General features: G+C 70.5%; 25 protein-coding genes, 1 tRNA gene and 1 pseudogene. 14 read left to right on the top strand and 13 right to left on the bottom strand.

The genetic code is table 11. From position 1 onward, the window contains the following. The first annotated feature begins 20 nt into the window (after positions 1 to 20). A complete protein-coding gene (gene rlmB / locus ACWC5C_RS07175) occupies positions 21 to 974 on the top strand; it encodes a 23S rRNA (guanosine(2251)-2'-O)-methyltransferase RlmB (protein ID WP_450874480.1) in 954 nt (317 codons plus the stop codon). A 229-nt stretch (positions 975 to 1,203) separates the two neighbouring features. Next, positions 1,204 to 2,874, top strand: coding sequence for a DoxX family membrane protein (locus ACWC5C_RS07170; RefSeq protein ID WP_450874708.1), 1,671 nt, complete (start codon positions 1,204 to 1,206; stop codon positions 2,872 to 2,874). Positions 2,875 to 2,959: 85 nt separating this feature from the next. Here ACWC5C_RS07170 and ACWC5C_RS07165 read toward each other — a convergent pair whose 3' ends face one another. From ACWC5C_RS07165 to ACWC5C_RS07155, 3 genes are all read right to left on the bottom strand, one after another. Next, on the bottom strand, positions 2,960 to 3,778 hold the full coding sequence (locus ACWC5C_RS07165) for a nucleotidyltransferase family protein (RefSeq protein ID WP_385445595.1): 819 nt from the start codon (positions 3,776 to 3,778) through the stop codon (positions 2,960 to 2,962). Between the two features lie 75 nt (positions 3,779 to 3,853). Then, positions 3,854 to 4,273 (bottom strand): hypothetical protein, encoded by a 420-nt coding sequence (locus tag ACWC5C_RS07160; RefSeq protein ID WP_385445596.1) that lies wholly within the window; start codon positions 4,271 to 4,273, stop codon positions 3,854 to 3,856. 226 nt (positions 4,274 to 4,499) lie between these two features. Continuing rightward, complete coding sequence (locus ACWC5C_RS07155; RefSeq protein ID WP_385445597.1) at positions 4,500 to 5,636, bottom strand: ABC transporter ATP-binding protein; 1,137 nt, start codon at positions 5,634 to 5,636, stop codon at positions 4,500 to 4,502. A 178-nt stretch (positions 5,637 to 5,814) separates the two neighbouring features. On the opposite strand from ACWC5C_RS07155, the gene ACWC5C_RS07150 reads away from it, so the two are divergent. Next, a tRNA-Thr gene (locus tag ACWC5C_RS07150) sits at positions 5,815 to 5,887 on the top strand. 75 nt (positions 5,888 to 5,962) lie between these two features. On the opposite strand, the gene ACWC5C_RS07145 is transcribed toward ACWC5C_RS07150, so the two are convergent. After that, a complete protein-coding gene (locus ACWC5C_RS07145) occupies positions 5,963 to 6,103 on the bottom strand; it encodes a hypothetical protein (RefSeq protein ID WP_450874479.1) in 141 nt (46 codons plus the stop codon). Positions 6,104 to 6,234: 131 nt separating this feature from the next. Here ACWC5C_RS07145 and ACWC5C_RS07140 point away from each other — a divergent pair, with 131 nt between their 5' ends. From ACWC5C_RS07140 to ACWC5C_RS07125, 4 genes and pseudogenes are all read left to right on the top strand, one after another. Continuing rightward, positions 6,235 to 6,723 (top strand): hypothetical protein, encoded by a 489-nt coding sequence (locus tag ACWC5C_RS07140; RefSeq protein WP_450874478.1) that lies wholly within the window; start codon positions 6,235 to 6,237, stop codon positions 6,721 to 6,723. Between the two features lie 224 nt (positions 6,724 to 6,947). Next, a pseudogene (locus ACWC5C_RS07135) lies at positions 6,948 to 7,056 on the top strand (NUDIX hydrolase); the annotation flags it as partial. Between the two features lie 250 nt (positions 7,057 to 7,306). After that, positions 7,307 to 7,672 (top strand): hypothetical protein, encoded by a 366-nt coding sequence (locus tag ACWC5C_RS07130; protein WP_450874477.1) that lies wholly within the window; start codon positions 7,307 to 7,309, stop codon positions 7,670 to 7,672. Between the two features lie 296 nt (positions 7,673 to 7,968). After that, positions 7,969 to 8,601, top strand: coding sequence for a hypothetical protein (locus ACWC5C_RS07125; protein ID WP_450874476.1), 633 nt, complete (start codon positions 7,969 to 7,971; stop codon positions 8,599 to 8,601). Positions 8,602 to 8,727: 126 nt separating this feature from the next. Here the strand turns inward: ACWC5C_RS07125 and ACWC5C_RS07120 are convergent, their stop codons facing one another. After that, complete coding sequence (locus tag ACWC5C_RS07120; protein WP_450874475.1) at positions 8,728 to 9,453, bottom strand: alpha/beta fold hydrolase; 726 nt, start codon at positions 9,451 to 9,453, stop codon at positions 8,728 to 8,730. A 102-nt stretch (positions 9,454 to 9,555) separates the two neighbouring features. Here ACWC5C_RS07120 and ACWC5C_RS07115 point away from each other — a divergent pair, with 102 nt between their 5' ends. Next, positions 9,556 to 10,434 (top strand): helix-turn-helix domain-containing protein, encoded by an 879-nt coding sequence (locus ACWC5C_RS07115; RefSeq protein WP_450874474.1) that lies wholly within the window; start codon positions 9,556 to 9,558, stop codon positions 10,432 to 10,434. Here ACWC5C_RS07115 and ACWC5C_RS07110 read toward each other — a convergent pair. Then, entirely contained in the window at positions 10,411 to 10,752 is a 342-nt protein-coding gene (locus ACWC5C_RS07110; protein WP_450874473.1) for a winged helix-turn-helix transcriptional regulator, read from the bottom strand. The genes ACWC5C_RS07115 and ACWC5C_RS07110 overlap by 24 nt on opposite strands. An 80-nt stretch (positions 10,753 to 10,832) precedes the next feature. On the opposite strand from ACWC5C_RS07110, the gene ACWC5C_RS07105 reads away from it, so the two are divergent. Then, complete coding sequence (locus ACWC5C_RS07105; protein WP_450874472.1) at positions 10,833 to 11,726, top strand: NAD(P)-dependent oxidoreductase; 894 nt, start codon at positions 10,833 to 10,835, stop codon at positions 11,724 to 11,726. Positions 11,727 to 11,768: 42 nt separating this feature from the next. Here the strand turns inward: ACWC5C_RS07105 and ACWC5C_RS07100 are convergent, their stop codons facing one another. Continuing rightward, positions 11,769 to 13,016 carry an acyltransferase family protein gene (locus ACWC5C_RS07100; RefSeq protein ID WP_450874471.1) on the bottom strand — a complete coding sequence of 416 codons (1,248 nt, stop codon included), beginning with the start codon at positions 13,014 to 13,016 and terminating at the stop codon, positions 11,769 to 11,771. 470 nt (positions 13,017 to 13,486) lie between these two features. Here ACWC5C_RS07100 and ACWC5C_RS07095 point away from each other — a divergent pair, with 470 nt between their 5' ends. Further along, positions 13,487 to 13,849 carry a DUF6247 family protein gene (locus ACWC5C_RS07095; protein ID WP_385445622.1) on the top strand — a complete coding sequence of 121 codons (363 nt, stop codon included), beginning with the start codon at positions 13,487 to 13,489 and terminating at the stop codon, positions 13,847 to 13,849. Between the two features lie 213 nt (positions 13,850 to 14,062). After that, positions 14,063 to 14,761 carry a DUF4142 domain-containing protein gene (locus tag ACWC5C_RS07090; protein WP_450874470.1) on the top strand — a complete coding sequence of 233 codons (699 nt, stop codon included), beginning with the start codon at positions 14,063 to 14,065 and terminating at the stop codon, positions 14,759 to 14,761. Positions 14,762 to 14,782: 21 nt separating this feature from the next. Here the strand turns inward: ACWC5C_RS07090 and ACWC5C_RS07085 are convergent, their stop codons facing one another. From ACWC5C_RS07085 to ACWC5C_RS07065, 5 genes are all read right to left on the bottom strand, one after another. Further along, the gene (locus ACWC5C_RS07085) at positions 14,783 to 15,280 is read right to left on the bottom strand and encodes a hypothetical protein (protein WP_385445624.1); all 498 of its coding nucleotides are present in this window, start codon (positions 15,278 to 15,280) and stop codon (positions 14,783 to 14,785) included. A gap of 99 nt (positions 15,281 to 15,379) precedes the next feature. Beyond that, the gene (locus ACWC5C_RS07080; RefSeq protein WP_450874469.1) at positions 15,380 to 16,030 is read right to left on the bottom strand and encodes an MBL fold metallo-hydrolase; all 651 of its coding nucleotides are present in this window, start codon (positions 16,028 to 16,030) and stop codon (positions 15,380 to 15,382) included. A 23-nt stretch (positions 16,031 to 16,053) separates the two neighbouring features. Continuing rightward, positions 16,054 to 17,139, bottom strand: a complete 1,086-nt coding sequence (locus ACWC5C_RS07075; protein ID WP_450874468.1) for an S-(hydroxymethyl)mycothiol dehydrogenase — start codon at positions 17,137 to 17,139, stop codon at positions 16,054 to 16,056. Between the two features lie 120 nt (positions 17,140 to 17,259). Then, positions 17,260 to 18,879 carry a M4 family metallopeptidase gene (locus ACWC5C_RS07070; RefSeq protein WP_450874467.1) on the bottom strand — a complete coding sequence of 540 codons (1,620 nt, stop codon included), beginning with the start codon at positions 18,877 to 18,879 and terminating at the stop codon, positions 17,260 to 17,262. Positions 18,880 to 19,273: 394 nt separating this feature from the next. Next, on the bottom strand, positions 19,274 to 19,849 hold the full coding sequence (locus tag ACWC5C_RS07065; RefSeq protein ID WP_385445628.1) for a TerD family protein: 576 nt from the start codon (positions 19,847 to 19,849) through the stop codon (positions 19,274 to 19,276). A 242-nt stretch (positions 19,850 to 20,091) separates the two neighbouring features. On the opposite strand from ACWC5C_RS07065, the gene arfB reads away from it, so the two are divergent. Then, positions 20,092 to 20,520: an alternative ribosome rescue aminoacyl-tRNA hydrolase ArfB gene (gene arfB, locus ACWC5C_RS07060; RefSeq protein WP_450874466.1), complete on the top strand. Its 429-nt coding sequence runs from the start codon at positions 20,092 to 20,094 to the stop codon at positions 20,518 to 20,520. Between the two features lie 48 nt (positions 20,521 to 20,568). Here arfB and ACWC5C_RS07055 read toward each other — a convergent pair whose 3' ends face one another. After that, positions 20,569 to 21,069, bottom strand: a complete 501-nt coding sequence (locus ACWC5C_RS07055; RefSeq protein WP_450874465.1) for a flavin reductase family protein — start codon at positions 21,067 to 21,069, stop codon at positions 20,569 to 20,571. Between the two features lie 367 nt (positions 21,070 to 21,436). Here ACWC5C_RS07055 and cdgB point away from each other — a divergent pair, with 367 nt between their 5' ends. Together cdgB and ACWC5C_RS07045 are read left to right on the top strand one after the other, a co-directional pair. Beyond that, the gene (gene cdgB / locus ACWC5C_RS07050; RefSeq protein WP_450874464.1) at positions 21,437 to 23,158 is read left to right on the top strand and encodes a diguanylate cyclase CdgB; all 1,722 of its coding nucleotides are present in this window, start codon (positions 21,437 to 21,439) and stop codon (positions 23,156 to 23,158) included. 221 nt (positions 23,159 to 23,379) lie between these two features. Beyond that, positions 23,380 to 24,363, top strand: a complete 984-nt coding sequence (locus ACWC5C_RS07045) for a CBM35 domain-containing protein (protein WP_450874463.1) — start codon at positions 23,380 to 23,382, stop codon at positions 24,361 to 24,363. Positions 24,364 to 24,380 lie beyond the last annotated feature (17 nt).

Here is a 24,380-nt window from a genome sequence, read left to right as displayed (position 1 = left end):
TGAAGAGATAGGTGACATTCATGGCCGGCAACAGCCAGCGCAGGAACCGCCGTACCAGCAACAAGAAGGGCGCGCAGATCGGCAGCGGCGGCAAGCGGCGCCGGGGCCTGGAGGGCAAGGGCCCCACCCCGCCCGCCGAGGCGCGCAAGGGCCACGCCAAGCAGCGCATCGCCAACGCCCGCACCCGGCAGGCCGCCAAGCGCCCGGCCCCGCGCCGTGGCGGCGCCAAGGGCACGAACGAGCTGGTGGTGGGCCGTAACTCGGTGTTCGAGGCGCTGCGCGAGGGCGTCCCGGCGAACACGCTGTACGTGCAGCAGTTCATCGACAGCGACGAACGGGTGCGTGAGGCGCTGAAGATCGCGGCCGACCGAGGCGGCATCCACCTCATGGAGGCCCCCAAGGCCGAGCTGGACCGGATGACGAACGGGCTCAACCACCAGGGTCTGGTGCTGCAGGTCCCGCCGTACGACTACGCCCACCCCGAAGACCTCAGCGCGGCCGCCTTCGACGACGGCGAGGACCCGCTGATCGTCGCCCTCGACGGCGTCACCGACCCGCGCAACCTGGGCGCCGTGGTGCGGTCGGTCTCCGCGTTCGGCGGCCACGGCGTGGTCGTACCGGAGCGGCGCGCGGCCGGGATGACCGCCGGTGCCTGGAAGACGTCCGCGGGCACCGCCGCCCGCACCCCGGTGGCGCGCGCCACCAACCTGACCCGGACGCTGGAGTCCTACCAGAAGGCGGGCCTCACGGTCGTCGGCCTCACGGCGGACGGCGAGACGGAGCTGCAGGACCTGGAGGCGCTGGGCGGCCCGGTCGTGATCGTCGTCGGCAGCGAGGGCAAGGGGCTGTCCCGACTGGTCGGCGAGACCTGCGACTTCCGGGTCCGCATCCCGATGCCGGGCGGCGCGGAGTCGCTCAACGCGGGGGTCGCGGCGGGCGTGGTGCTGTACGAGGCGTCGCGGCGCCGGGCGTAAACGACGCGGCGCCGGGCGTAATCGCGTGCCTCCTGCCCCGTCCCGTAACGAGGGGGCGGGGCGGGTTCGTACCCGGCCTGGACGATCTTGACGGTCCCCCGACAGATCACACCGGCCCCGGCAGTGTCTTTCCCGCCGGTCAGTCGGTTAGTTGGGCGTGGAGACCAGAACATTCCGCACGCCCCTGGCGGGACGCGCGCGGGGATTCGAGGACGAACCGCAGCTGACCATGGCCAAAGTGCCGTGTGATCCTGCGAAGGTCGCCTTCAATCCCCCCAGCTTCCGGGTGCAGCTCGGCTCCCCGGTCGTGAGCAGCGCGCTGGCGGACACGGCCCGGCTCGCCGGTATCGGGGCCGGGGCCGCGCCCCGGCGCCGCCCGCCCGTGGTGTGGAGCGGCCGCACCCGGCCCGGCGGGGACACGGCGGCGACCCGACTGCTGCAGGCCGTGCGGTACTCCGAAACGGTGGACGGCCCAGGTGCCGGTGCTGGTGCTGGTGCTGGTGCCGGTTCCGGTCCCGGTTCCGGTTCCGAGGACGTGGGCACCACGCAGGTGCTGCCACGGGTCACCTTCGACGACGGCCCGCCCACGGTCATCGGGCCGCGCAACCCGCGCGGTCCGCGCCGGGAGACGGGGCCGGGGCCGGAGTCCGGGCGCCCGCCGAGGCCACGGGAGTCGGACGCCACGCACCGTACCGGCCCGACGCCACGCGTCCCCCGGCCGTCCCACGCCGCCCACCAGGCCCGGCAGCCCCACCAGGCGCCTCAGCCGCACCGGGCGCCCCAGACGCACCGCACACCCCAGGTTCCGCGCCCCCGGCGCCCCTCCGAGCAGGTGCGGCAGCACGCGTACTACCCCGACCGCCGGATGAACCTGGGCGTCGTCCTCCTCCCGCTCCGTATCTTCCTCGGCTTCATCTCCGTCTACGCGGGCATGGGCAAGCTGTCCGACCCCGTCTACTTCGACGGCGGCGAGCGCGGCTCGATGGTCACCTGGCTGCAGTCCCTGCACCCCTGGCCGATCGCCGAGCCGCTGCGGGACCTGGCCCTGGAACACCCGGTGGGCGCCGGGCTGACCGTGGCGTTCCTCCAGATCGTGGTCGGCGTGCTCACCGTCCTCGGGCTGTGGCAGCGGCTCGCGGCCTGCGTCGGCGCGGTGCTGTCCGCCGCGCTGATCCTCACCGTGAGCTGGCGCACCGTACCGGTCTACGACGCGCCCGACATCATCTACCTCGCCGCCTGGAGCCCGCTGGTCATCGCGGGCGCCCCGGTCTACTCGGCCGACGCCCGACTCGCGGGCGAGGCCTGGCGGCGGCTCGGCCCGCGCGTCGAACTGGGGGCGCTGCGGCGGCGGGTGCTGCGCCGCGGCACCGTGATGGCGATGGTGGTGGCCGGGCTGACCCTGCTGCTCGGCTCGATGATCGGCGGCGCCGTACGGTCCTCGGAGACGGTACGGGCGCCCGAGCCGCACGAGGTGCCGCGTAACAGCCTCCCCGGCTCGCCGCTGCCCCGGAAGCCCGAGACCAGCCCGCGCGGCGGGGTCGGCGGCGCGCTGGACACCCCCGGGTCGCCCTCGCACCGCGCCCCGTCGAGCCGTCCGACCCCGTCCGCCTCGCCGTCGGCGTCCGCCACGTCGGGCAGGCCCAGCGCGACGGGTTCGGCGAGCGGCACCGGGAGCCCCGGCCAGGAGCGGCGCGGCGACCGTACGACCCCCCGCGCCCCGAGCCGCCCCGAGGCCCCGATGACGGAACCGGGCCCGCCGGACCTCGGCGGCACGGGCGCGGGCCTGGGCGGTACGGGCGCGGAGGGCATCGGCCCGGGCGGCGGCGCCCCGGCGGCCGACTCCTACGACGAGGGCGAACCGCCCCAGGAGGAGGCGGCGCTGGGCGGCCTCCTCGGCTGAACCGTACGCAGGCCGTCCCGTACGTACGCGGAAGGCCCTGCGCGCTGGAATGCGGCGCGCAGGGCCTTCCGCTGTACGTGGGGGCTCAGTCGTGCAACGGGGGCCGGACCGGCGTCGATTCCAGCGACCCGCGACCGGACGGCGGTGGGCCCGCGGAGAGTTCCTTGGCGGCCTCGGTGAGGTCCTTGGCGGTGTCGATGGCCCGCCAGTACGCCCCGTGGGGCAGCGGGAACCCGGCCAGCCGGCGCTCCCGGGCGAGCCGTGGGAACGTCGTACGCTCATGGTCGCCGCGCCCCGGCAGCAGGGCCGTGAAGGTGGCGGAGAAGACGTACACGCCCGCGTTGATGAGGTACGGGGAGGGCGGCGACTCGATGAAGTCGAGGACGTGACCGAACTCGTCCGTCTCCACCGCCCCCCAGGGGATGCGCGGCCGGGCCAGCGCGAGGGTCGCGACGGCGTCGCGCTCATGGTGGAAGTCGGCCATCTCGCGCAGCGAGAAGCGGGTCCAGATGTCGCCGTTGGTGGCGTACCAGGGCTGGTCGGGGTGGGGGAGCCGGGCGGCGGCGAACTTCAGGCCACCGCCGCGGCCGAGCGGTTCCTTCTCGACCACGGTCGTCACGCGCAGCGGCAGTTCAGCCGACTCCAGCCAGTCCTGGAGGACGGCGGCGAGATGGCCGCAGGAGACGACCGCGTCGGTGACCCCCTCGGCGGCCAGCCAGGCCAGCTGATGGCCGATGATCGGGGTCCCGGTGCCCGGGATCTCGACCATCGGCTTGGGGCGGTCGTCGGTATACGGACGCAGCCGCGAGCCCTGGCCTCCGGCCAGGACGACGGCCTGCGTGGGGCGCGGGGCGTGCGGGTGGTGGTGAGCGTGGTGCCCCCGCCGGTGGAGGTCATCGGTCATGGACCGCACCATATGCGGTGGCGCGGGGACCGCACGGGGAGTTGACGGTGATCGACTGCGGTGTGGGTGGCGCCGTCAGCGGTACGCCTGGGTGATGCCGGACGCGAACGAGGTGTCGCAGACGGGACGGGCGTACGCCTGCGCCCCCTTCGTCCCCCCGTACTTGGCGACCGCGGCGCGGCCGAGCGCACGGGCGATGTCCGCGCAGTGCCGGGCCAGCGAGGGCCGCTCGTCCGTGGCGACCTGGAGGTGGGTGAGGGCCACTCCCGGGTCCTTCTCCTGCAGTTCCGCGAGCAGCCGGTCACGCAGCAGCTCGTGCGGGGCGCGGTGGACGGCGCGGGTGGAGGCGTGGTCGGAGGAGGCGGTGAGGATCTGCGACTCGGCGCTCGGCGAGGCCCACGGGACGCGGGTGACGGCGAGCGTTCCGGAGAGGACGAGCACGACGGGGAGGACGAGCGCGAGGGTTCTGCCGATACGGCGGGCTGCGGTGTTCACGGGAGGGATCGTAGCGAGGAGCGATGATTTGGCGACATTGAGTCACCATGCCGGGTGATGGAAACCCGGTTTCGGCTGTGGGCAGGTTGACGAACGAAATCGAAAAGCCCGGAATGTCGGGGAATTTATCGACAACACCACAACGCCACTACAGCGCCACATGCGGTGAGGCGCCGCCCGCCGCAACCGCGGCAGACGACGCCTCGTCTTAGAACGTGACCTCAGCTCAGTCGCTGAGCCGCTCCCCGGTGGAGGTGGAGAAGACGTGGGCTTCGCCCGGCTGCGGCACGACGTGCAGCTGCGCGCCCTTCTCCGGCACCTGGCGGCTGCCGACCCGGATCACCAGGTCCTTGCTCTCGCCGCCGACCTCGGCCGAACCGAAGACGTACGCGTCCGCGCCCGTCTCCTCGACCACGTTCACGGTGATCGCGAGACCGGCCGGGGCGTCGGCGCTGGCCTTGGTCAGCGACTTCGCCGCCGAGCCGTTCGCCTCCACCACGTCGAAGTGCTCGGGCCGCACACCGACGGTGACCGTACGGTCGCCCTTGTCGGACGCGGCGGACAGCGCCTCGCGGTTGACCGGGACCACGCTGTTGCCGAACTTCACACCCCCGTCGGTGATCGGCACCTCGACCAGGTTCATCGCGGGCGACCCGATGAAGCCCGCCACGAAGAGGTTCGCCGGACGGTCGTACATGTTGCGCGGCGTGTCGACCTGCTGCAGCAGCCCGTCCTTGAGGACGGCCACCCGGTCGCCCATGGTCATGGCCTCGACCTGGTCGTGGGTGACGTACACCGTGGTGATCCCCAGCCGCCGCTGCAGGCTCGCGATCTGCGTACGCGTCTGCACGCGCAGCTTGGCGTCCAGGTTCGACAGCGGCTCGTCCATGAGGAACACCTGTGGCTCCCGCACGATGGCCCGCCCCATCGCCACCCGCTGCCGCTGACCACCGGACAGCGCCTTCGGCTTGCGCTCCAGGTACTCGGTGAGGTCGAGGATCTTCGCCGCGTCCTCGACCTTCTGCCGGATCTCGGTCTTGTTGACCCCGGCGATCTTGAGCGCGAAGCCCATGTTCTGCGCGACGGTCATGTGCGGGTACAGCGCGTAGTTCTGGAACACCATCGCGATGTCCCGGTCCTTCGGCGGCAGGTGCGTCACATCGCGGTCGCCGATCCGGATCGCCCCGCCGTTGACGTCCTCCAGCCCCGCGAGCATCCGCAGCGACGTGGACTTCCCACAGCCCGAGGGGCCGACCAGAACGAGGAACTCGCCGTCTTCGATGCCGATGTCCAGCTGATCGACAGCGGGCTTTTCGGTGCCCGGGTAGATCCGGGTCGCCTTGTCATACGTGACCGTGGCCATGGTGATCTGGTCCCTTCACCGGCAGGAACGTGCCGGACGATCCGAGTAAAGGTAGGGGTCTAGTCCACTGCAGGTGGATTGGCGTGACGCTATACCGCCCACCCCCGCCCTGTCTCTACTCCGGACACCAGAATTTTCGAACGGAGCACCCCGGTGTGGTGGGTACACTGCTGGGGACGCCGACTTAGCTCAGCTGGTAGAGCACCGCTCTTGTAAAGCGAAGGTCGTCGGTTCGAACCCGACAGTCGGCTCTGCGCACGAGCTGCGCGAACGCCCCGGACGGCCTGCCGTCCGGGGCGTTCGGCCTTTACGGCCTGTTCGGCTCCTCAGCGGCTGGCGTACGTATAGGTCAGCAGCGCGACCGGCATCGCGGCGCAGGCCGCCAGGCAGACGACCCACGCCGATACTCCGAAGAAGCGGGTGCCCTCGTCGTGAGAACCACCGACAGTCGAGGTCGCCTCCGGCATCCGCTCCGGGCGCGTGCGCGTTCAACTGGCGCAGCTATACCTGTACACGGTGGGGGATGGCGTGCCCCGGCCGTCGCCGATGTGCGCGGTAGCATCCGCACTCTGCTCACCACGTGACGAGGAAGGGCGCGATGACGACGATCGCTGTGACCGGGCACATGGATCTCACCGACGCGTCGGTCCCGCTGGTACGAGCCGAGCTGGACAAGGTCCTCGCCGCCTACGAGCCCTCCGGCCTGGTCGGCGTGTCATGCATCGCGAAGGGCAGCGACAGCCTGTTCGCCGAAGCGGTCCTAGCGGCCAGGGGGAGCCTGGTCGTGGTGATTCCGTCCCAGGACTACCGGCAGGCGAAGGTGAAGCCGGACCACGCCGCCACCTTTGACCGCCTGGTGGAGGCCGCGAACGAGGTCCTGGTGATGCCGCACGAGACGGCGAACCGGCAGGCGTACGAAGCGGCGAACGCCGTGCTGTTGGAACGTGCTGACCGGCTGGTGGCGGTGTGGAACGGGCAGCCGCCCACCGGCAAGGGCGGCGGCACGGCAGATGTGGTGCACCAGGCCCACGAGGCAGGCATCCCGGTGGACGTCGTCTGGCCGGACGGAGCATCCCGCCGAGGATGACGAAGGCCCCCTAGCCCGGCCCGCAGGCCACACAAGGGGCACAGACTTACGGCTCCCTACTCTTCTGCGGAAATCCTCGACGGACTCGTGGAACCTCTGGCCCCAATGCGGGGGACGCCCCGGACGTAAAGATCGTCCGGGGCGTTCGCCATCCCCGGCGTACATCAGCCGGACACCATGCTGGGCCCATGCCCGACGCCCCCGCTGGTCGGGAGCCCCTGAAGGACCACATCGAGTGGATCCCCGCTCGCGGACATCCGCGAGATGATCGACCGCCGCGAGATCGTCAGCAGCGGCAGCCTGGTCGGTCTGCTGTACCTGCTCCTGGACGAGCCACCAGAACCACCGGCTAGCGCAGCACCCTTTTCCCAGCGCGCGGGTTGGGGGCACGTAGTTCCCCACCCCTGCTCCTGCGGGCGGGCGTGTCGCCATGGTGGCCATGGAGGTCTAAGATCATGACCTACTTTGATCGCTCTGATACGGAAGGGCTTCAAATGTCCAACTGGAGCAAGCGGTTAGCCACCCTGCTGGCGGCGACTGCGTGATGGTCGGCGTCTCTCTCGGGACTGGTGCGGGCACCGCAGTGGCAGCACCCAAGCTCACCTACCAGTCGAGCTGGTATCAGTCGGGGAAATCGGTGGTCGTCTACCTCTACGCCGACGGCGACTACGCCGGATATGTGAACTGGAACGCGGACCCGGAGGGGAACGACCCCGGAGACGCGCTGCGGGCGAAGGACGACGCGGCCGACGGGTGGGGCGTCGAGGGGACCGTCTCGGAGCCCGGTTGGCTGGTCCGCGAGGCTTCCACGCGGGGGCACTCGTCCCCGTACACAACCCCGTGGCAGACCGGCAACCTCATCGAGGGCAGTCCGTACACCCTCGACGTGTGCCTGGTGAAGGGCTCGGAACGGGTCTGCCTCTATGGCTACTTCCGTGTCAAGGCGTAGGTGGAACCTTCGCTCCAGGCGGCAGGGGTGTAGCGATTTCTGCCGTCGTTCTCGCCAGAAGATGAGCTCGCCGTTCGCCGTGTAGGCGCGAGTGCCGCGTCGTACGTCTCACCCGTCCAGGAAGTGGTTCGACCGAATCGCCTCCTGGACGGGGTTCGGTTGGGCCGGGGGAGCGACCTCGGGATCGTCAACAGCGGAGAGTTGGTCGACTTGCTGTACCTGCTCCTCTCTGAACGACCTCAGGCATCGGTCCAACGCCGGGGTTTGACGCTCTCGCCGGGTGCCAGGATCCCAGCATGAGCGGCTGGGGAGATCTGGCGGGCCAAACGGCCAGCACGTTGATAGGGACGTTGGCCGGGGGAGCCATCACGCTGCATGTGGCACGGTGGCAGACCGCGAGGGCCATACAGGCCCAAGCTGAACTCGCCGCTTCGCAGGAGGCTGCCAACGCGGCACTGGCACGCAGTCAATGGACGCAGCAACGCTCCGCCGAGGCTGCGCAGCGGCTCTTGGAACGGCTGGCGATGCTTAACGCCTGGCTGCCTTCTTTGCCGGATCTGAGCCTGGAGCGCCCTTACTTGAGCGCGCAGGCTCGTGAGCGTTGTGCCTCAGCCGTCGATTCGGTCCGTCACGGCATGCGAACCGACCTTCTCTCCATAGCCGACGATCGGGTGCGGGCCCGCTATAGGACTCTGGTACGGCTGTGCTTCGACGTCGGATGGCGATGCATCGGCCAAGGCAACCGTAAGCGCCAGATTCGGGACGTAAGCGGATACCTGCGCTACGTCCAGTTCACTTTGGAAGCTGTGATCGACTCCAGCCCCTTGCCCGAGGATTGCGAGCCGCCCGCACTTGAGCGGAGAGATGGCAACGCCTGGCTGCCGCCAGAGGTGCCCTGGTATTGGCAGGACCCGGCCGACGGTAGTTGAGTGGATTCCCCTCCTTGGCCCGGCTCGAACGGGCTGGTCCCCTCCACAACGGGCCGGTGCTATGGGGAAGAGTTCGCACCGACCGACGCAAGGCCGCTTGCAGGGTACTGCTCGTGGCGGTGGACGTCAGGCGAGTTTGAGGAGGAGTTCGGTCAGGTCGGTTGGGGTGGTGATCATGCAGTCGTGGCCGGTGGGCAGTTGCCATACCTGGGATGGGGTGCCGTTGGGCTGGGTTGGGGGGACGGGGCGGCGGGGCCAGCCTTTTGGTTCGCCTACTACGCAGTGGATGTGGGTCCGGAGGATGGCGTTCAGGGCCGGGTTGTCCAGGCGGACCGGTTGCTGGAGGCAGCGTACGGACTGGTCCGACAGGGTCGTACGCAGCCAGGCGGCATCGGCCGGGTCGGTGACGCCGAACAGGCCCGTGGGCCGCGGCATTTCGGGCAGGGGTGGGACGCGCCAGCCGCTCTCGGAGCGGAGGGCGCGGTCGATCAGGTCCTGGGTGATGGGCATGACGTCGGCCGCGCTCTCACCGTCCTGCGGGACCATCGCGTCGAGGTAGACCAGGTGCGCGATCCGGTCCGGTATCCGGTTGGCCGCGGCGGAGATGACCAGGCCCGCGTAGCTGTGGCCCACGAGGATCACGTCGGTGAGGTCCTCGTCGGTGATCAGCCTGACGATGTCGTCGGCGTGGGTGTCGAGGCCTACGTCGGGGCTGAGCAGATGCGCGCGGTCGCCGTGGCCGGTGAGGGATGGGGCGAGGGCGCGGTGTCCGGCTGAGGTGAGGAGAGGGACGACGCGCTCCCAGCACTCTCCGCTGTGCCAGGCGCCGTGTACCAGCAGATACGTTGACATGAGTGTCACGCTGCCGCCCGGGCGCCGGGCGTGCCAGAGTCCCCGCGTTCCTGGGGGTGGCAGGGACAGGCACGTGTGCGACGGCGCGGCTACCGTCGACGCATGAGCGACGAACCGAACCCGCTGGGCGATTACGTACGCGCCCGGCGCGAGCTCGTCACCCCGGAGCAGGTCGGCATTCCCGCCGTGGGGCTACGGCGGGTGCCGGGGCTGCGGCGGGAAGAGGTCGCGATGCTCGCGGGGATCAGCGCCGACTACTACCTGCGGCTGGAGCAGGGGCGCGACCGCAATCCCTCCGTGCAGGTCCTCGAAGCGCTCGCCCGTGTGCTGCGGCTCGACGACGAGGCGACGGAGCACCTGTTGCGGCTCGGTGCCGCGAAGCCTCGTCGGCCCCGGCGTCGGCCCCGGCGGGAGACCGTTCCGTCGGGCATCGTCCAGCTCGTCGCCACGCTTCCGCTGCCCGCGCACGTCGAGGGTCGCTACTTCGACGTACTCGCCGCCAACGCCTTGGCGACCGCCCTGTCACCGCGGCTCGCGGTGGGCGCCAACCGCATGCGGGACCTGTTCCTCGACCCCGCCGAGCACGCGCTCTACCCGGGCTGGGAGAGCGCGACCGTGGATCTGGTGGCCGGTTTCCGCGAGTCCGTCGGTACGGACACGGATGACCCGCGCTTCATCGAGCTGGTCGGCGAACTCTCCCTCGCCAGCCCTCGCTTCAGCCGCCTCTGGGCCCGGCACGACGTACGTACGTGTGCGGGCGCGTCCATGCGGCTCGACCATCCCCAGGTGGGTGTCATGCGATTGCAAGTGGAGCGGCTGGGTGTCAGTGCCGCGCCCGGCCAGGTGCTCGTCATCCACCACCCGGCCCCCGGCACCGACAGCGCCGACAAGCTGGCCCTGCTCGCCTCCGCCGTACGGACACGGGCGGATGCCGACTGCGGGCACCGGGGAGTGGAGTCAGGCTTGGGGCGCGTGATCTAGGAGGTTCTCGCGGCCCCAGGCGCCTAGCGGGGCCAGGGCCTCGTTGAGGGAGGTGCCGCGTGGGGTCAGGGAGTACTCGACGTGCGGCGGGACCTCGTCGTGGACCTCGCGGTGGACGATGCCGTCCAGCTCCAGCTGGCGCAGGTGGTCGGTGAGGACCTTCTCGGTCACCCCGGGGAGTTCCCTGCGGAGTTCGCCGAAGCGGCGGGGGCGTACGTGGAGGGCCCAGAGGATCAGGACCTTCCACTTGCCGCCGATGACGTCCATCGCCGCGTCGATTCCGCAGACGTAGGAACCGGGTCTGCGTGTGGTCCGCATGCTTCAGCCCTCCAGCTCGTTGCTTACGTCAGGGTAACTACCCACTTCAAAGTGGGTACTTGAGCCTCTCGTGCTCAGCGATGAGGCTTTGCGGCATGACACATGACGCGAAGAGGATTTCTGTGCTCGGCCTTGGTGCGATGGGTACCGCGTTCGCCCGGGCGTGGCTGGCCGCGGGGTATGAGGTGAGTGTGTGGAACCGCACGGGGAGCCGGGCGGAGGCGCTCCTCGGGGAGGGGGCTGAGGTCGCGGCGACCGTCGACGGAGCGGTGGGGGCCAGCGATCTTGTGGTTGTTTGTTTGCTCGATGATGCCTCGGTCGGCGAGGTGCTCGACGAGGCCGACCTGCGGGGCAAGGATCTGGTCAACGTCACCACGAGCACCCCCGGGCAGGCCCGCGAGCGGGCTGAGTGGGCGGCCGCGCGCGGTGCGCGGTATCTGGACGGCGGGATCATGGCCGTTCCGCCGATGATCGGCTCCCCGGACTCCGGTGCGTACGTCTTCTACAGCGGGTCGCCGGAGCTGTTCGCGGCGCACCGCGATGTGCTGGCCGTTCCGGCGGCCGCCCGGTACGTCGGGGAGGATTTCGGCTCGGCCGCGCTGCACGACGTGGCCTTGCTGAGCGCCATGACCGGGATGTTCGCCGGGATGGCGCACGCCTTCGCGCTCATGCGCGGGGCGGAGGCGGAGGTGGTGCCGAAGGAGTTCGCGGGGCTGCTCGTCGAGTGGCTCACGGCCATGGCGCCAGCCGCGTACGGGGTCGCCGCGCAGCTGGAGACCGGCGACTACACCCTGGGCGTGACGTCGAACCTCGCCATGATGGTGGAGGGCAACGGGACGCTGCTGCGTACCGCCGAGGAGCAGGGCGTCAGCCCGGAGGTGCTCAAGCCCTTCATGGCGCTCATGGAGCGTCGTCTCGCCGCGGGGTACGGGGACGAGGGCACGGCCGGGGTGATCGATCTGCTGCGCCGCTGAGTCGGCTCAGGCCGCTGAGTTGGCTCAGGCCGTTGAGTCGGCTCAGGCCGCGCGGCCGAAGAAGCGGAGGCGGGTGAAGGAGGACTCCAGGCCGCGCTTCAGGAGGCGGGCCGCAGGGCGTTCCACGAAGCGGTGGACCAGCCAGCTCAGGGCCAGGAAGGCGGTGATGAGGAGGGCGACGAGGAGGCGGGGGTCCATGGCGTCGTGCAGGCGGTTGATCAGGGCCGTACCGGCGACGTAGTGCATCAGGTAGAGCGGGTAGGTCAGGCAGCCCGCGGTGACCAGCCACTTCCAGCGGATGCGGTCGGTGTAGCCGAGGGCGACGGCGACCATGATGAGCAGGAAGACCGTGAAGATCACGACGGCGCCGCGCCAGCTGGAGACGTCTTCGTACGCGACCCGCAGGCCCAGCTCGCGCTGGCCCATCAGCCAGGCCATGGCGAGGATTCCCCAGAGCAGGAGGTCCTGGCCGAAGCGGTGCATGAGGTAGAGGGCGAGGCCCGCGATGAAGTACCAGGCGCCGCTGGGGTCGGCCGCGAGCACCAGCAGCGGGAACTTGGAGACGGGGGCGAGCATCGCGGCCGCGCCCCAGACGCAGCAGAAGACGACGACCCGGCGGTAGGTGAGGCCCATGGCGACCACGACCATGAAGAGCAGGTAGAAGCGCAGCTCCGACCAGAGGGTCCAGTAGACGATGTCGACGTCCGGCACGTTGGAGCCCGACTGGAGCATGGTGAAGTTGAGCAGGATGTCCCGCCCCTGGGGGCGTTCCCATACGCCCGGGAGGACGAACAGGGCGACGGTGGTGAAGATGACGCCGACCCAGTACGCGGGGTAGAGGCGGATCACCCGGGAGACGAAGAAGTCCTTCGGGGTGCGGCCCCAGCACGACATGCAGATGACGAAGCCGCTGATCACGAAGAAGATCTCCACGCCGATCCAGCCGAAGGACGCGAAGTGGAACACCGTGGGCATGATCTCGGAGACCGGACGGCCCCATGTCGCGTTGCCCGGCTGGTTGGCCCGGTTGGTGCCGACGTAGTGGTGCAGGGCCACCATGAGCGCGGCGACCAGGCGGATGCCGTCGATGACGTACAGCCGGGGCCGGGCCCGCGGGGCGCTGGGGACCTTCCGGGGCGGGGCGGGCGGGGCCGTTCGCGGCGGTGGCTCGGCTACGGCGACGCCGCCGCGGGCGCCGTCTGCGCGGGTGCCGTCTCCGAGCGATACGACGGCCGGTTCGGCGGCCGATTCGACGGCCGGGGGGAGCGGCTGCTGAAACCTGACCTGCATCAGACCTGCGTCATCCTCACGAGGGGGAACCGACGGAACCTGGGCGCGACCTTGGTTGCGACCTTGGGCGGGACGGCCACGGGCGGCTCACGCTACGTCCCTCGCGGGCCGCTCAGCCCGGACAGACGCGGGCATTCCGGATAGAGCGGGGGCGTCGTTCCGGAAAGCCTTGGGGATGCGACGTGCAGTGTTCTCCGGCGCTTCACTCACCGCGCCGGGACTACCGTGTTCGGCGGGGGATAACCGGCAGCGGTACGCGCGCGCGTGCGCGGGAGCGGGCGCGGGTGTTGTCGGTTTTGGCGTGAGTGGGCGAACGGGGGTCAGGGGGAGGCAGTTGTGATCTGGAGTGGTGCTTGATTGATCGATAGAGGTCAGGGGCGAGTGGCGGGTGGGACGCGGGCGTAGGCTCGCCGCGGCTTCGCGCCGTCGAGTGTCGTGGGCGCAGATCCCGGTGTGTCAGGAGCGTAGAGATGACCGAGCAGTCCTCCGCCCAGGACGGGCCCCTGATCCCGATGCCCGCGCTCACGCCGTCCGCGCTGCGGGCGGCGGTCGCCCGGATCGCTCCGGGGGAGCTGTCGTCCTTCGTCGAGCATCTGGACCGGGCGGTCGAGCAGGCCGCGCGGAACGGCACGATCGCTCCGCTGCGCACCTTCCTGCAGTGGTGGGGCGAGTTCGTCGCCATTCAGCGGTTTCCGGAGCGGGCCGCGCGGCTGCGGGAGCTGGAGGTCGTGGCGGAGGAGGCCACGGACCGGGAGGCCCTGGGGTCGGCGCTGGCCGAGATGCGCCAGATCATGGACGCGGCGCATCGGGAGACGCCCGCGGTGGGGCGGTAGGCGCCCATCTCGTAGTCACGCGTCTCGTAGGTGCCCATCTCGTAGGTACGCGCCTCGCGGAGCCATGCGGTCGAAAAACCGTGTGGGCGGGGGAGTGTAGGGGGAATTCGCGCTGGGCGCGGGTGGATTTGTGCACTCCTGACGAACGCAGTTTTTTGCAGCAGGCAAAGTTTAGTGTTTCGCGTACTCCCCGCACCCCCACCTGGAGGCACGATGACCACTCATGGGCGCAACAGTCACGGCGCGGCGTCGAACCGCACCCGCATGATCTCCGTCGGCGTCGCATTGGCGGCGGTGGTGGCGGGGGCGGGGATCTGGGTCTCCCAGGCGGATGACGGGGGGAGCCAGTCGGTGGCGGACAGCGGGATGCCGTCCGCGCAGGGCGGTCTCGGGGACGCCGGGGCCGCGGCCGCGTCGGGGTCGGAGGCCGCCAACTCGGGGCCGTTGAGCGAGCTGGACAAGACGTTCATGGTCAAGGTCCGGCAGGCCGGGCTGTGGGAGATCCCGGCCGGGCGGATGGCGCAGACCCAGGCGTCGAGCGAGGCGATCAAGCGGGCCGGGACGCATCTGCTCGACGGTCACAGCAGGCTCGACCAGCTGGTGCGCGAGGACGCCAAGGCGCTGTCCTCGTCCATACCGGACGAAGCATCGGCCGAACAGCAGCAGTGGGTCGAGCAGATGAAGAACGCGAAGGGCGAGAAGTTCGACCAGCTCTTCGTGGATCTGCTGCGCGCCGCGCACGGGAAGATCTTCATCGTCATCGGCGAGGTCCGCGCCGCCACCAAGAACCACACGGTCCGGCGGCTGGCCAAGATCACCAACGAGACCGTGATGGACCACATGGAGGTGTTGGAGGACACCGGGCTGCTGACGGACGCCGTGTTGGACGATGTCGCGGCCAGCGCGAAGTAGGCCGGAGCAGGGGCCGAGCCGTCAGACGCGGGGGTAGCGGGCCTGGAGGTCCCAGATCGCCGGGTTGTCGCCCAGGCCCTCGTGCATGTCGACCAAGTCGGCGATCAGGTCCTGCAGGAAGTCGCGGGCCTCGCGGCGCAGCGCGCGGTGCTGGAAGGTCAGCGGGGGCTCTTCGAGCGGTACCCAGTCGGCGGTGATGTCGACCCAGCCGAAGCGGCGCTCGAAGAGCATGCGGTCGGCCGATTCGGTGAAGTCCAGCTCCTCGTTGATGCGCCGGTGGGAGCGGCTGCCGCGCGGGTCGCGGTCCAGCCGTTCCACGATGTCGCACAGCGCCCAGGCGAAGTCGAGCACCGGCACCCATCCCCAGGCTGTGGACAGTTCGCGGTCAGCCACGGTGTCGGCGACATAGACGTCGCCGCAGAAGAGGTCGTGGCGCAGCGCGCGGGTGTCCGCGCTCCGGTAGTCCGTCTGCGGCGGGTCCGGGAAGCGGCGGGAGAGGGAGTAGCCCAGGTCGATCACGAGTTGATGGTGTCATGGGGGATCGGGGGGTTTGGGGGAGAGGGGGTAGGGCGCCGGGATCGGGCCCGGGCGCCCTACGGCGCGTAGCCTCAGCGGGCCTCAGTGGCCGCGCGCGATCCACTCCTCCAGGTGCGGCGCCTCGTCCGCGATCAGCGTCGGGTCGCCGTGCCCGGTGCGGACGACGGTCTGCGGCGGCAGGGCGAACAGCCGCTCCCGGATCGACTCGATGATCGTCTCGAAAGAGGAGTACGAGCGTCCGGTCGCGCCCGGTCCGCCCTGGAAGAGGGTGTCCCCGGAGAACACCGTGGTCAGCGCGGGCGCGTGCAGGCAGACCGCGCCGGGGGAGTGGCCGGGGGTGTGCAGGACGCGCAGCTGCGTACCGCCGACGGTGAGCACGTCGCCGTCGGCCAGTGGCTTGTCCGGGGCGCGGTCGGGGTGGCGCATTCGCCACAGCACCTCGTCGTCCGGGTGCAGCAGGATCGGGGCGCCGGTGCGGTCGGCGACCTCCGGGGCCGCGTCGATGTGGTCGTCGTGGCCGTGCGTACAGATGATGCCGAGCAGGCGGCGGTCGCCGATGGCCTCGACGATCGCGTCCGCGTCGTGGGCGGCGTCGATGACGTACGCCTCGTGGTCGTCGCCGACCAGCCAGACGTTGTTGTCGACCTCCCAGGTGCCGCCGTCCAGCGAGAAGGTGCCGGACGTGACCAGATGGTCGATACGGACGGGCGGAGGGACGGGCGGAGGGGTCATCGCGGAGTCACCACCAGGGGTCATCAGAGCATCACCACCGAGCGCAGGACGTCGCCGCGGTGCATCTTGTCGAACGCCGCCTCGATGTCGTCGAGCCCGATGGTCTCGCTGACGAAGGCGTCGAGGTCGAGCCGCCCCTGCTGGTAGAGGTCGATCAGCAGCGGGAAGTCGCGGGACGGCAGACAGTCCCCGTACCAGGAGGACTTGAGGGCGCCGCCGCGTCCGAAGACGTCGAGCAGCGGCAGTTCCAGCTTCATCTCCGGGGTGGGCACGCCGACCAGGACGACGGTGCCCGCCAAGTCGCGGGCGTAGAAGGCCTGCTGGTACGTCTCGGGGCGGCCGACCGCCTCGATCACCACGTCCGCGCCGTTGCCGTCGGTGAGGCCGCGGATGGACTCGACCACGTCGGCGGTCTTGCCGTTGACGGTGTGGGTGGCGCCCAGCGAGCGCGCCTGCTCCAGCTTCCGGTCGTCCACGTCCACCGCGATGACCTTCGCGGCACCGGCGAGCCGGGATCCGGCGATCGCCGCGCCGCCGACCCCGCCGCAGCCGATGACGGCGACCGAGTCGCCGCGCCCCACGTTGCCGGTGTTGATGGCGGCGCCGATGCCCGCCATCACCCCGCAGCCGAGCAGCCCGGCGGCGGCCGGGGAGGCGGACGGGTCGACCTTGGTGCACTGGCCCGCCGCGACGAGCGTCTTCTCGGCGAACGCGCCGATACCGAGGGCGGGCGTCAGGGCGGTGCCGTCGGTGAGCGTCATGGGCTGGGACGCGTTGTGGGTGGCGAAGCAGTACCAGGGGCGGCCGCGGCGGCAGGCCCGGCACTGGCCGCACACCGCACGCCAGTTGAGGATGACGTAGTCGCCGGGGGCCACCTCGGTGACGCCGTCGCCCACGGACTCCACGACGCCCGCCGCCTCGTGCCCGAGGAGGAACGGGAATTCGTCGTTGATGCCGCCTTCCCGGTAGTGCAGGTCGGTGTGGCAGACGCCGCACGCCTGGACCTTCACCACCGCTTCGCCGGGGCCGGGATCCGGCACCACGATCGTCTCGATCCGTACCTGTTCGCCTTTGCCGGGGGCCACCACGCCGCGTACGTGTTGAGTCATGGGAGCAGCGTAAGCGCCGATCAGGGGCTACGACAGGAACTCTGGGTGACCGCATCGGGCCGCACCGGAATCGCCGGTGCGGCCCGTTCCGCTTACCGCGTCTTACGGCAGATCAGTCAGTCACTTCACGTTGATCGCGGTCCAGGCCGCGGCGACCGCCTTGTACTCGGTGCTCGTCGACCCGTACAGGTCGGACGCCGCGTTGAGGGTGGCGGTGCGGGCCTGGGCGTACTTGCTGGTGGAGGTGAGGTACGTGGTCAGGGCCTTGTACCAGATCTTGGTGGCCTTGTCCCGGCCGATGCCGGTGACCGTCGAGCCGTCGTACGTCGGGCTGTTGTAGCTCACGCCGTTGATGGTCTTCGCACCGCTGCCCTCGGACAGCAGGTAGTAGAAGTGGTTGGCGGGCCCGGACGAGTAGTGGACGTCGATGTTGCCGAGCGTCGAGGACCAGTAGTCGCGGGACGCGCCGTCCTTGCTCGGCTTGTCCTGGTAGCGCAGCGGGGTGCCGTTGCCGTTGATGTTGATCTTTTCGCCGATGAGGTAGTCGCCCACGTCGGAGGCGTTCGCGGCGTAGAACTCCGTGGCGGTGGCCATGATGTCGGAGGTCGCCTCGTTGAGGCCGCCGGACTCGCCGCTGTAGTTGAGGTTGGCGGTGGCGGCGGTGACGCCGTGGCTCATCTCGTGGCCGGCCACGTCCATCGAGGTGAGCGCGTTGGCGTTGCCGGAGCCGTCGCCGTACGTCATGCAGAAGCAGGAGTCCTGCCAGAAGGCGTTGACGTAGTTGTTGCCGTAGTGGACGCGGGAGTACGAGCCCACGCCGTTGTTCTTGATGCCGTTGCGGCCCAGGACCTCCTTGTAGAAGTCCCAGGTCTCGGCGGCGCCGTAGTGGGCGTCCACCCCGGCGGTCTGGCGGCTGCCGCCCCAGACGTCGTCGGCGTCGGTGAAGAGGGTGCCGGTGCCGGACGAACCCTGGTTCAGGTCGTACGTCTTGTGGTTGCCGCGGGCGCCGTCGGTGAGGTTGTACGTGGTGCCGCTCTTGGTGGTGCCGAGCGGCACCGTGCCGCTGTACTTGCTGGTGCCGGTCCCGGTGTGGACGGTCTCGTTCTCGGCCAGCTTCTTGCCGGTGGCGGCGTCGGTGACGACGTGCAGCTCGCTCGGCGTGCCGTCCTTCTGGGTGCCGGTGACGACGGTCTCCCAGGCCAGCACGGGCTTGCCGCTCTCGGCCCAGACCACCTTGCGCGGCGACGTGGCCTTCTCGCCGGAGTCGGCCGTGGTCGCGGCCTTCAGCGCGGCCTTGGAGGCGGCGGAGGCGGACACCTCGGCGGCCGTGCCGGGCACGGCTATCTTCGCGCTGGTCGCCTTGGTGACGGTGCGGGCGCCGCTGGTCTTCTCGTGGACGACCAGGTCGCCGCCGAGGACGGGCAGCCCGTCGTAGGTGCGCTCGTAGCGGGTGTGCACGGTTCCGTCGGCGTCCTTGATGACATCGCGGACGACGAGCTTCTCCTTGGCCCCGAGCCCCAGGTGGTCGGCCTGGGCGGAAGCGTCGGCCTGCGCCGCCTTGATCGAGGCGGTGCGCTCCGCGGGGGTCAGCTGCAGCGCGGTCGCGCCGGCCTCGCGGGCGTTGTCCGGCTGGGCGCTGGCCGAGCCGGTCTGGACGCCGATGACGACCATGGCGGCGGAGGCGACTAACGCGGCCGCACGGATGGCCTGCTTACGGGGAGAGGAAGCGTGAGGTCTCACTCGGTCTCCTTGCTGAGGGGCCGCTGGCTCGCGGCCCTGCGTAGGGGGTGCGGGCAGCCTTGGGTGGGGCTGCCCGGTAGAGCAGGAGTGGTGCGTGAGGTGCCAAGCGCTGGGTCCCGCGCCGCTGTGCGCGCGGAACCAGGACTTACCGCGGAGTCAGATGCGACGCGCGGCGAGCCGAGCAGAGATTGTCATCGAACGATCCGTTCGGATAGGCACGTAACAAGAATTTGACCGTCCGTTGTTATAACAGGGCAAAATTCGGTCAGTGAGGCATGCTGCGGCAATGTCCCTTTGAGGGGGATGTGCTCAGAAACACGGCGAGGGCCGCCCCCTTGGTGGGGGCGGCCCTCGCCGCGTGGAGCGCTCAGCGCTGGGCGCCGAGTGTGGAACCTCAGACGTTGACGCCGAAGTCCTGCGCGATGCCGACCAGGCCCGAGGCGTAGCCCTGGCCGACGGCGCGGAACTTCCACTCCGCGCCGTTGCGGTACAGCTCGCCGAAGACCATGGCGGTCTCGGTGGCGGCGTCCTCGCTCAGGTCGTAGCGGGCGATCTCGGTGCCACCGGCCTGGTTGACGATCCGGATGAACGCGTTCCGCACCTGGCCGAAGTTCTGGCTGCGCGTCTCGGCGTCGTAGATCGAGACCGGGAAGACGATCTTCTCGATGTCGGCGGGCAGGCCCGCCAGGTTGATGTTGATCTGCTCGTCGTCGCCCTCGCCCTGACCGGTGACGTTGTCACCGGTGTGGACGATGGTCTGGTCCGGCGTGGCCTTGTTGTTGAAGAACACGAAGTGCTGGTCGGAGTAGACCTTGCCGTTGGTGTTCACGGCGATGGCGCTCGCGTCCAGGTCGAAGTCGGTGCCCGTGGTGGTGCGGACGTCCCAGCCGAGGCCGACCGTGACGGCGGTCAGGCCCGGTGCCTCCTTGGTGAGCGAGACGTTGCCGCCCTTGGACAGGCTTACAGCCATGGGGAGTCCCTTTCGTGGTCTCGATGGTTCGAGGCGGCGGGCTTCGTCCATTGGCTCCGGGCGAAGTCGCCGTCATCCTCCACAACGCCATCAGGGCACCCACAGGTTCCAGGTACCTTTACTTTCTTTGCCAAACCCTGATGGCCGTCCCTGGGGCCGCGCCCGGTGCCTGCCCCGGCGCCCGCCCCGGCGCCCGGCAAAACGGGATGACGGCGCGGGGGTCGGCAGGTGACCATGGAGCCATGTCCGGCCCCTATGTCATCCGTGGTTCGGTCTCCCTGCCGGAGGCCGAGCTGATCTGGCGTTTCTCCCGGTCGTCCGGGCCCGGCGGGCAGCACGTCAATACGAGTGACACCGCCGTCGAGCTGCGCTTCGACCTCGCCACCACCGACGCGCTGCCGCCCGTATGGAAGGAGCGCGCGCTGGAGCGGCTGGCCGGGCGGCTGGCCGACGGGGTGCTGACCGTACGGGCGTCCGAGCACCGCTCCCAGTGGCGCAACCGCGAGACGGCCGCCGTCCGGCTCGCCTCGCTGCTCGCCGAGGCGACCGCGCCGCCGCCCAGGCCGCGCCGTCCGACCCGGATCCCGCGCGGCATCAATGAGCGGCGGTTGCGGGAGAAGAAGCGGCAGAGCGACACCAAGCGCGGGCGCTCGGGGCGCGACTGGGGCTGAGCGCTCGGCCCCTCTTTTCTTTGTGCGCGTTCTCTTCGAGAGAGCGGTCTATTCGAGCGTGCGGTAGCGGCCGCGGAAGTACATCAGCGGCCCGCCCTCCGCGCTCGGCGTCGTCGCCGACAGCACCCGGCCGACCACCAGGGTGTGGTCCCCGGCCGTCACCCGCTGCTCGGTGTGGCATTCGAGTGTCGCCAGCGCCCCGGACACCAGCGGAGCGCCCGACTCCGCGCCGTGCGTCACCGCCATGTCCGCGAACAGCAGCCGGTCGCTGATGCGCCCCTTCATGGCGAATCGTCCCGCTGTGGTCCGCTGACTCTCCGACAGGACCGACACCGCCCAGAGCGGCTGTCGTTCGAGCAGCTCGTCCAGCCGGGACTCGTTGCGAACGCTCACCATCACGAGCGGCGGGTCAAGTGACACCGACATGAACGCGGTGGCCGTCATGCCGACGTCCTCACCGCTCGGCCCCTCCTCCGGGTCGTGCGCGGTCACCAGCACCACACCGGCCGCGAGTCGCGCCAGGGCGGCGCGGAAGTCGTCCTCACTCACCCCACCAGCATGCGGGACGGCGGGTCCGGTCGGGTCGTGGGCGGGAGTGGGAGCGGAAGGCTTCGTCTGAAACACGTTCTACACGCTAGCCGCGTCGCGCCGCCCTCCGCATCGGGCCGCCGGACCAGTGCGGACGTAGGTCTCCGGACGTAGGCGGACCGCTTGCGGATTTGCTTTCAGAAAAAGTAGGAGCGCTCCCACGCGGTTCTGATGGGCCTCGAACACGGTCTGTGACATGAGTCACAGCAGCCAGTAATTGTTGACCCTGTGTACCGGGTGGGCAGCTCGCTGTGATTCAGTGGCCGTTGGCAATCGGACGACACAGGAAGCCAGGAGTTGCTGTCGAGGTCTCGGGGGAGTGCGAGCGATGGAGGCCGAGTCGGAGCCCTATATCCGCCTTGCGACCCTGCGGCAGCTGCATCAGGTGGTCGCCGATCTGAACACCGCCCGCAGCCTCGCCGACACCGTGCAGACCGTCGCCGACGGCGTCATAGCCGGGCTCGGCTACGAGCTGTCGGCCGTCAATCTGGTCCGTCCGGACGGTGACCTCGTCGTTGCCGCCGTGGGCGGCAGCGCGGGCGCCGAGGCGCTGATGGCCGGGCGGGTCGGCTCCCGGACCTCATGGGACCGGCGGCTGTCGATGGGGGACAGCTGGGGTGAGCTGCGCTTCATCCCGCACACCGAGGGCTGGGTCCTCGACGATGACGACGTGCCGCAGTGGCACACCCCCGGCCCCGCGCCCCGCTTCGCCGACGAGTGGCACCCCATGGACCGCCTGTTCGCCCCGCTGCACGCGGCGGGCGGCTCCGGCGGAGAGCTGATCGGCGTCCTCGCCGTCGACAAGCCGCGCAACGGGCGGCGCCCCGGCGCGTGGGGGCGCGAGGCGCTGCAGATGTACGCCTTCCACGCCGCCATCGCGATCGGCAACGCCCGGCTGCGCGGCAACATGCAGCGCGCCCTGCTGCGGCTGGAGCGCGAGCAGCAGGCCCTGCGGGCCAGCGAGGAATCCTTCCGTCAGGCGTTCGAGTACGCCCCCAGCGGCATGGCCATCGCCGAGATGGGCGCCGATCAGAACGGTCATCTGCTGCGCACCAACGACGCCCTGTGCCGTCTGCTGGGCCGCCCCGCCTCGGCGATGCGCCGCTACTCGTTCGCCGATCTCGTCCACCCCGAGGACATCGGCACCCTGCTGCGCACCTCCCACGAGGGCGGCCGCTCCGAGCTGCGGCTCGCCCGCCGGGACGGCACGTACGTGTGGGTGTCGCTCCGTAACTCGGTGGTCGCCGACGCCGCCGACGGCCCGCGCTTCCTGCTCACCCACGTCGAGGACATCGAGGAGCGCAAGCGCCATGAGCTGGCGCTCGCCCACCGCGCCAGCCATGACTCGCTGACCGGTCTGCCCAACAGCGCCGAGCTGCGCGCCCGGCTCGGCAGCAGGCTGTGCGCCCATCCGCCGCCGGGAGGCCGGGCGGAGTTCCCCGACGGGCTGGGCGGGCTGGACAGGCCGCCGGGAGCGGACGGCGGCGACGGTCCGGGCGCCCCGGCCGTCCCGGCCGCGAGCGGCTTCCCGCCCGGCTTCGACGAGTTCGAGGGCTTCGGCCCGCTGCCCCCGCTCGCCGCGGGCGGCGTCCAGTTCGACCACCATGTGCACACCTTCGCGCCCAACGAGGACGACGCCGTCGACGACGGCCACAAGGGGCTCGCGGTCCTCTTCTGCGACCTCGACGGCTTCAAGTCGATCAACGACCGGTTCGGCCACCACGCGGGCGACGCGGTCCTCATCGAGGTCGCCCGCCGCCTCACCAGCGGGGTGCGGGACGGCGACACCGTCGCCCGGCTCGGCGGTGACGAGTTCGTCGTCCTCGCCGACGGCCTCGGCCGGGCGGACGCCCAGGACCTGGCCGTCCGGCTGCGCAACGCGATCCTGCCGCCCATCCGGGTCGATGGCCGGGCGGTCCGGGTAGGGGCCAGTTTCGGGATCGGCTGGGCGGGCTGCGGCATGTCGGCCGAGGAGGTTCTGCACTCCGCCGACCAGCGTATGTACGTCGAGAAGCGATCCCGTTCGAAGGAGCGCAGACGGGCCGGATAAGGGCCGGGCGGGCCGTGGCCGAGACGGGCGGCAGCCCACCCTGCCCCGATCGAGGTACGCTGCGTCGATGCGGCCCTGCCGCCGACAGTGAACCGATCATGAATATTGGCCATCCGGACAGCCCACGCCCTGTTGAGGCCCTGTCGGCCCTGATATGAGCTGTCGTGGCGCGTACGCACACCTGAGCGCCGATGGCCATATGCATAGGGGAGTGACCAGGGATGACGGCCGGCAACAACGGCTCGGACACACCGGAGAACGACGACCCGTTCGCCTATCTGTACCGCTCGGAGGGCGATCAGGGCGGGCAGGGCGGCCAGTCGGGTCAGCCGGGTTCCGCACGCACCGGTGGGTACGGCTACCCCGGTCCGGCCGCACCGCAGCAGCCGGGGGTGCCCCGGACCTCGTACAACCACGTCCGCGCGGTCGGTGAGCGCAACTACGGCCAGCAGATCCCGAACCAGCAGCAGCAGGGCTACGGCCAGCAGGGTCAGCAGGGCTACGGGCAGCAGAACGCCCACTACGCCGCCCCCGAGACGCTGCCCGGCGGCGGTGGCCCCCGCCAGCCCGCCCCCGCCCCGCGCGGTGGCGGCCGCGGCCCCAACAACCGGGGGCTGCTGATCGGCGCCGTCGCCGTGGTCGCGGTGGTCGTCATCGGCATCGGCGTGGCGATGCTCACCAACGGTGACGACGAGAAGGACCAGGGCGACCAGGCGGGCGGCAAGCCCACGGCGGCGTCCAGCGTGGAGCCCAGCGAGAAGCCGGAGCCCTCCAAGAAGCCCGCCACCAGGTTGCCCAAGGAGGACGCGGCCAAGATGCAGCTCGGCGGCGGCGCGGCCCCGGCGAGCGACATCAAGGGCGCCAAGGGCGACGGCGGCACCTACGTCGGCGGCTTCAACAGCCCCGGCTCCTCGGCCACCTGGGACGTGGACGTCGACCGGGCCAAGGCGTACAAGCTGTACGTGCGCTACGGCGTGCCCGGCGAGGACCAGAGCCTGTCGCTGACGGTCAACGGCAAGAAGTCGGACCGGCCGATCAGCATGAAGAACTTCTCGAACGCGCCCAAGGGCGACTTCGAGAAGGGCTGGACGTACTCGTGGTCCATCGTCCAGCTCAGCCAGGGCAGCAACACGATCACCCTGTCCTGCGGCGACGGTGACAAGTGTGATGTCAATCTCGACCAGATGTGGCTGAAGCGGGGCTGAGAGCGCGACGGTGGCGG

This window comes from Streptomyces sp. NPDC001700, from assembly GCF_053596435.1.
Note: the sequence above shows the minus strand (reverse complement) of the source record. Positions and strands in the feature narration are given on the sequence as shown.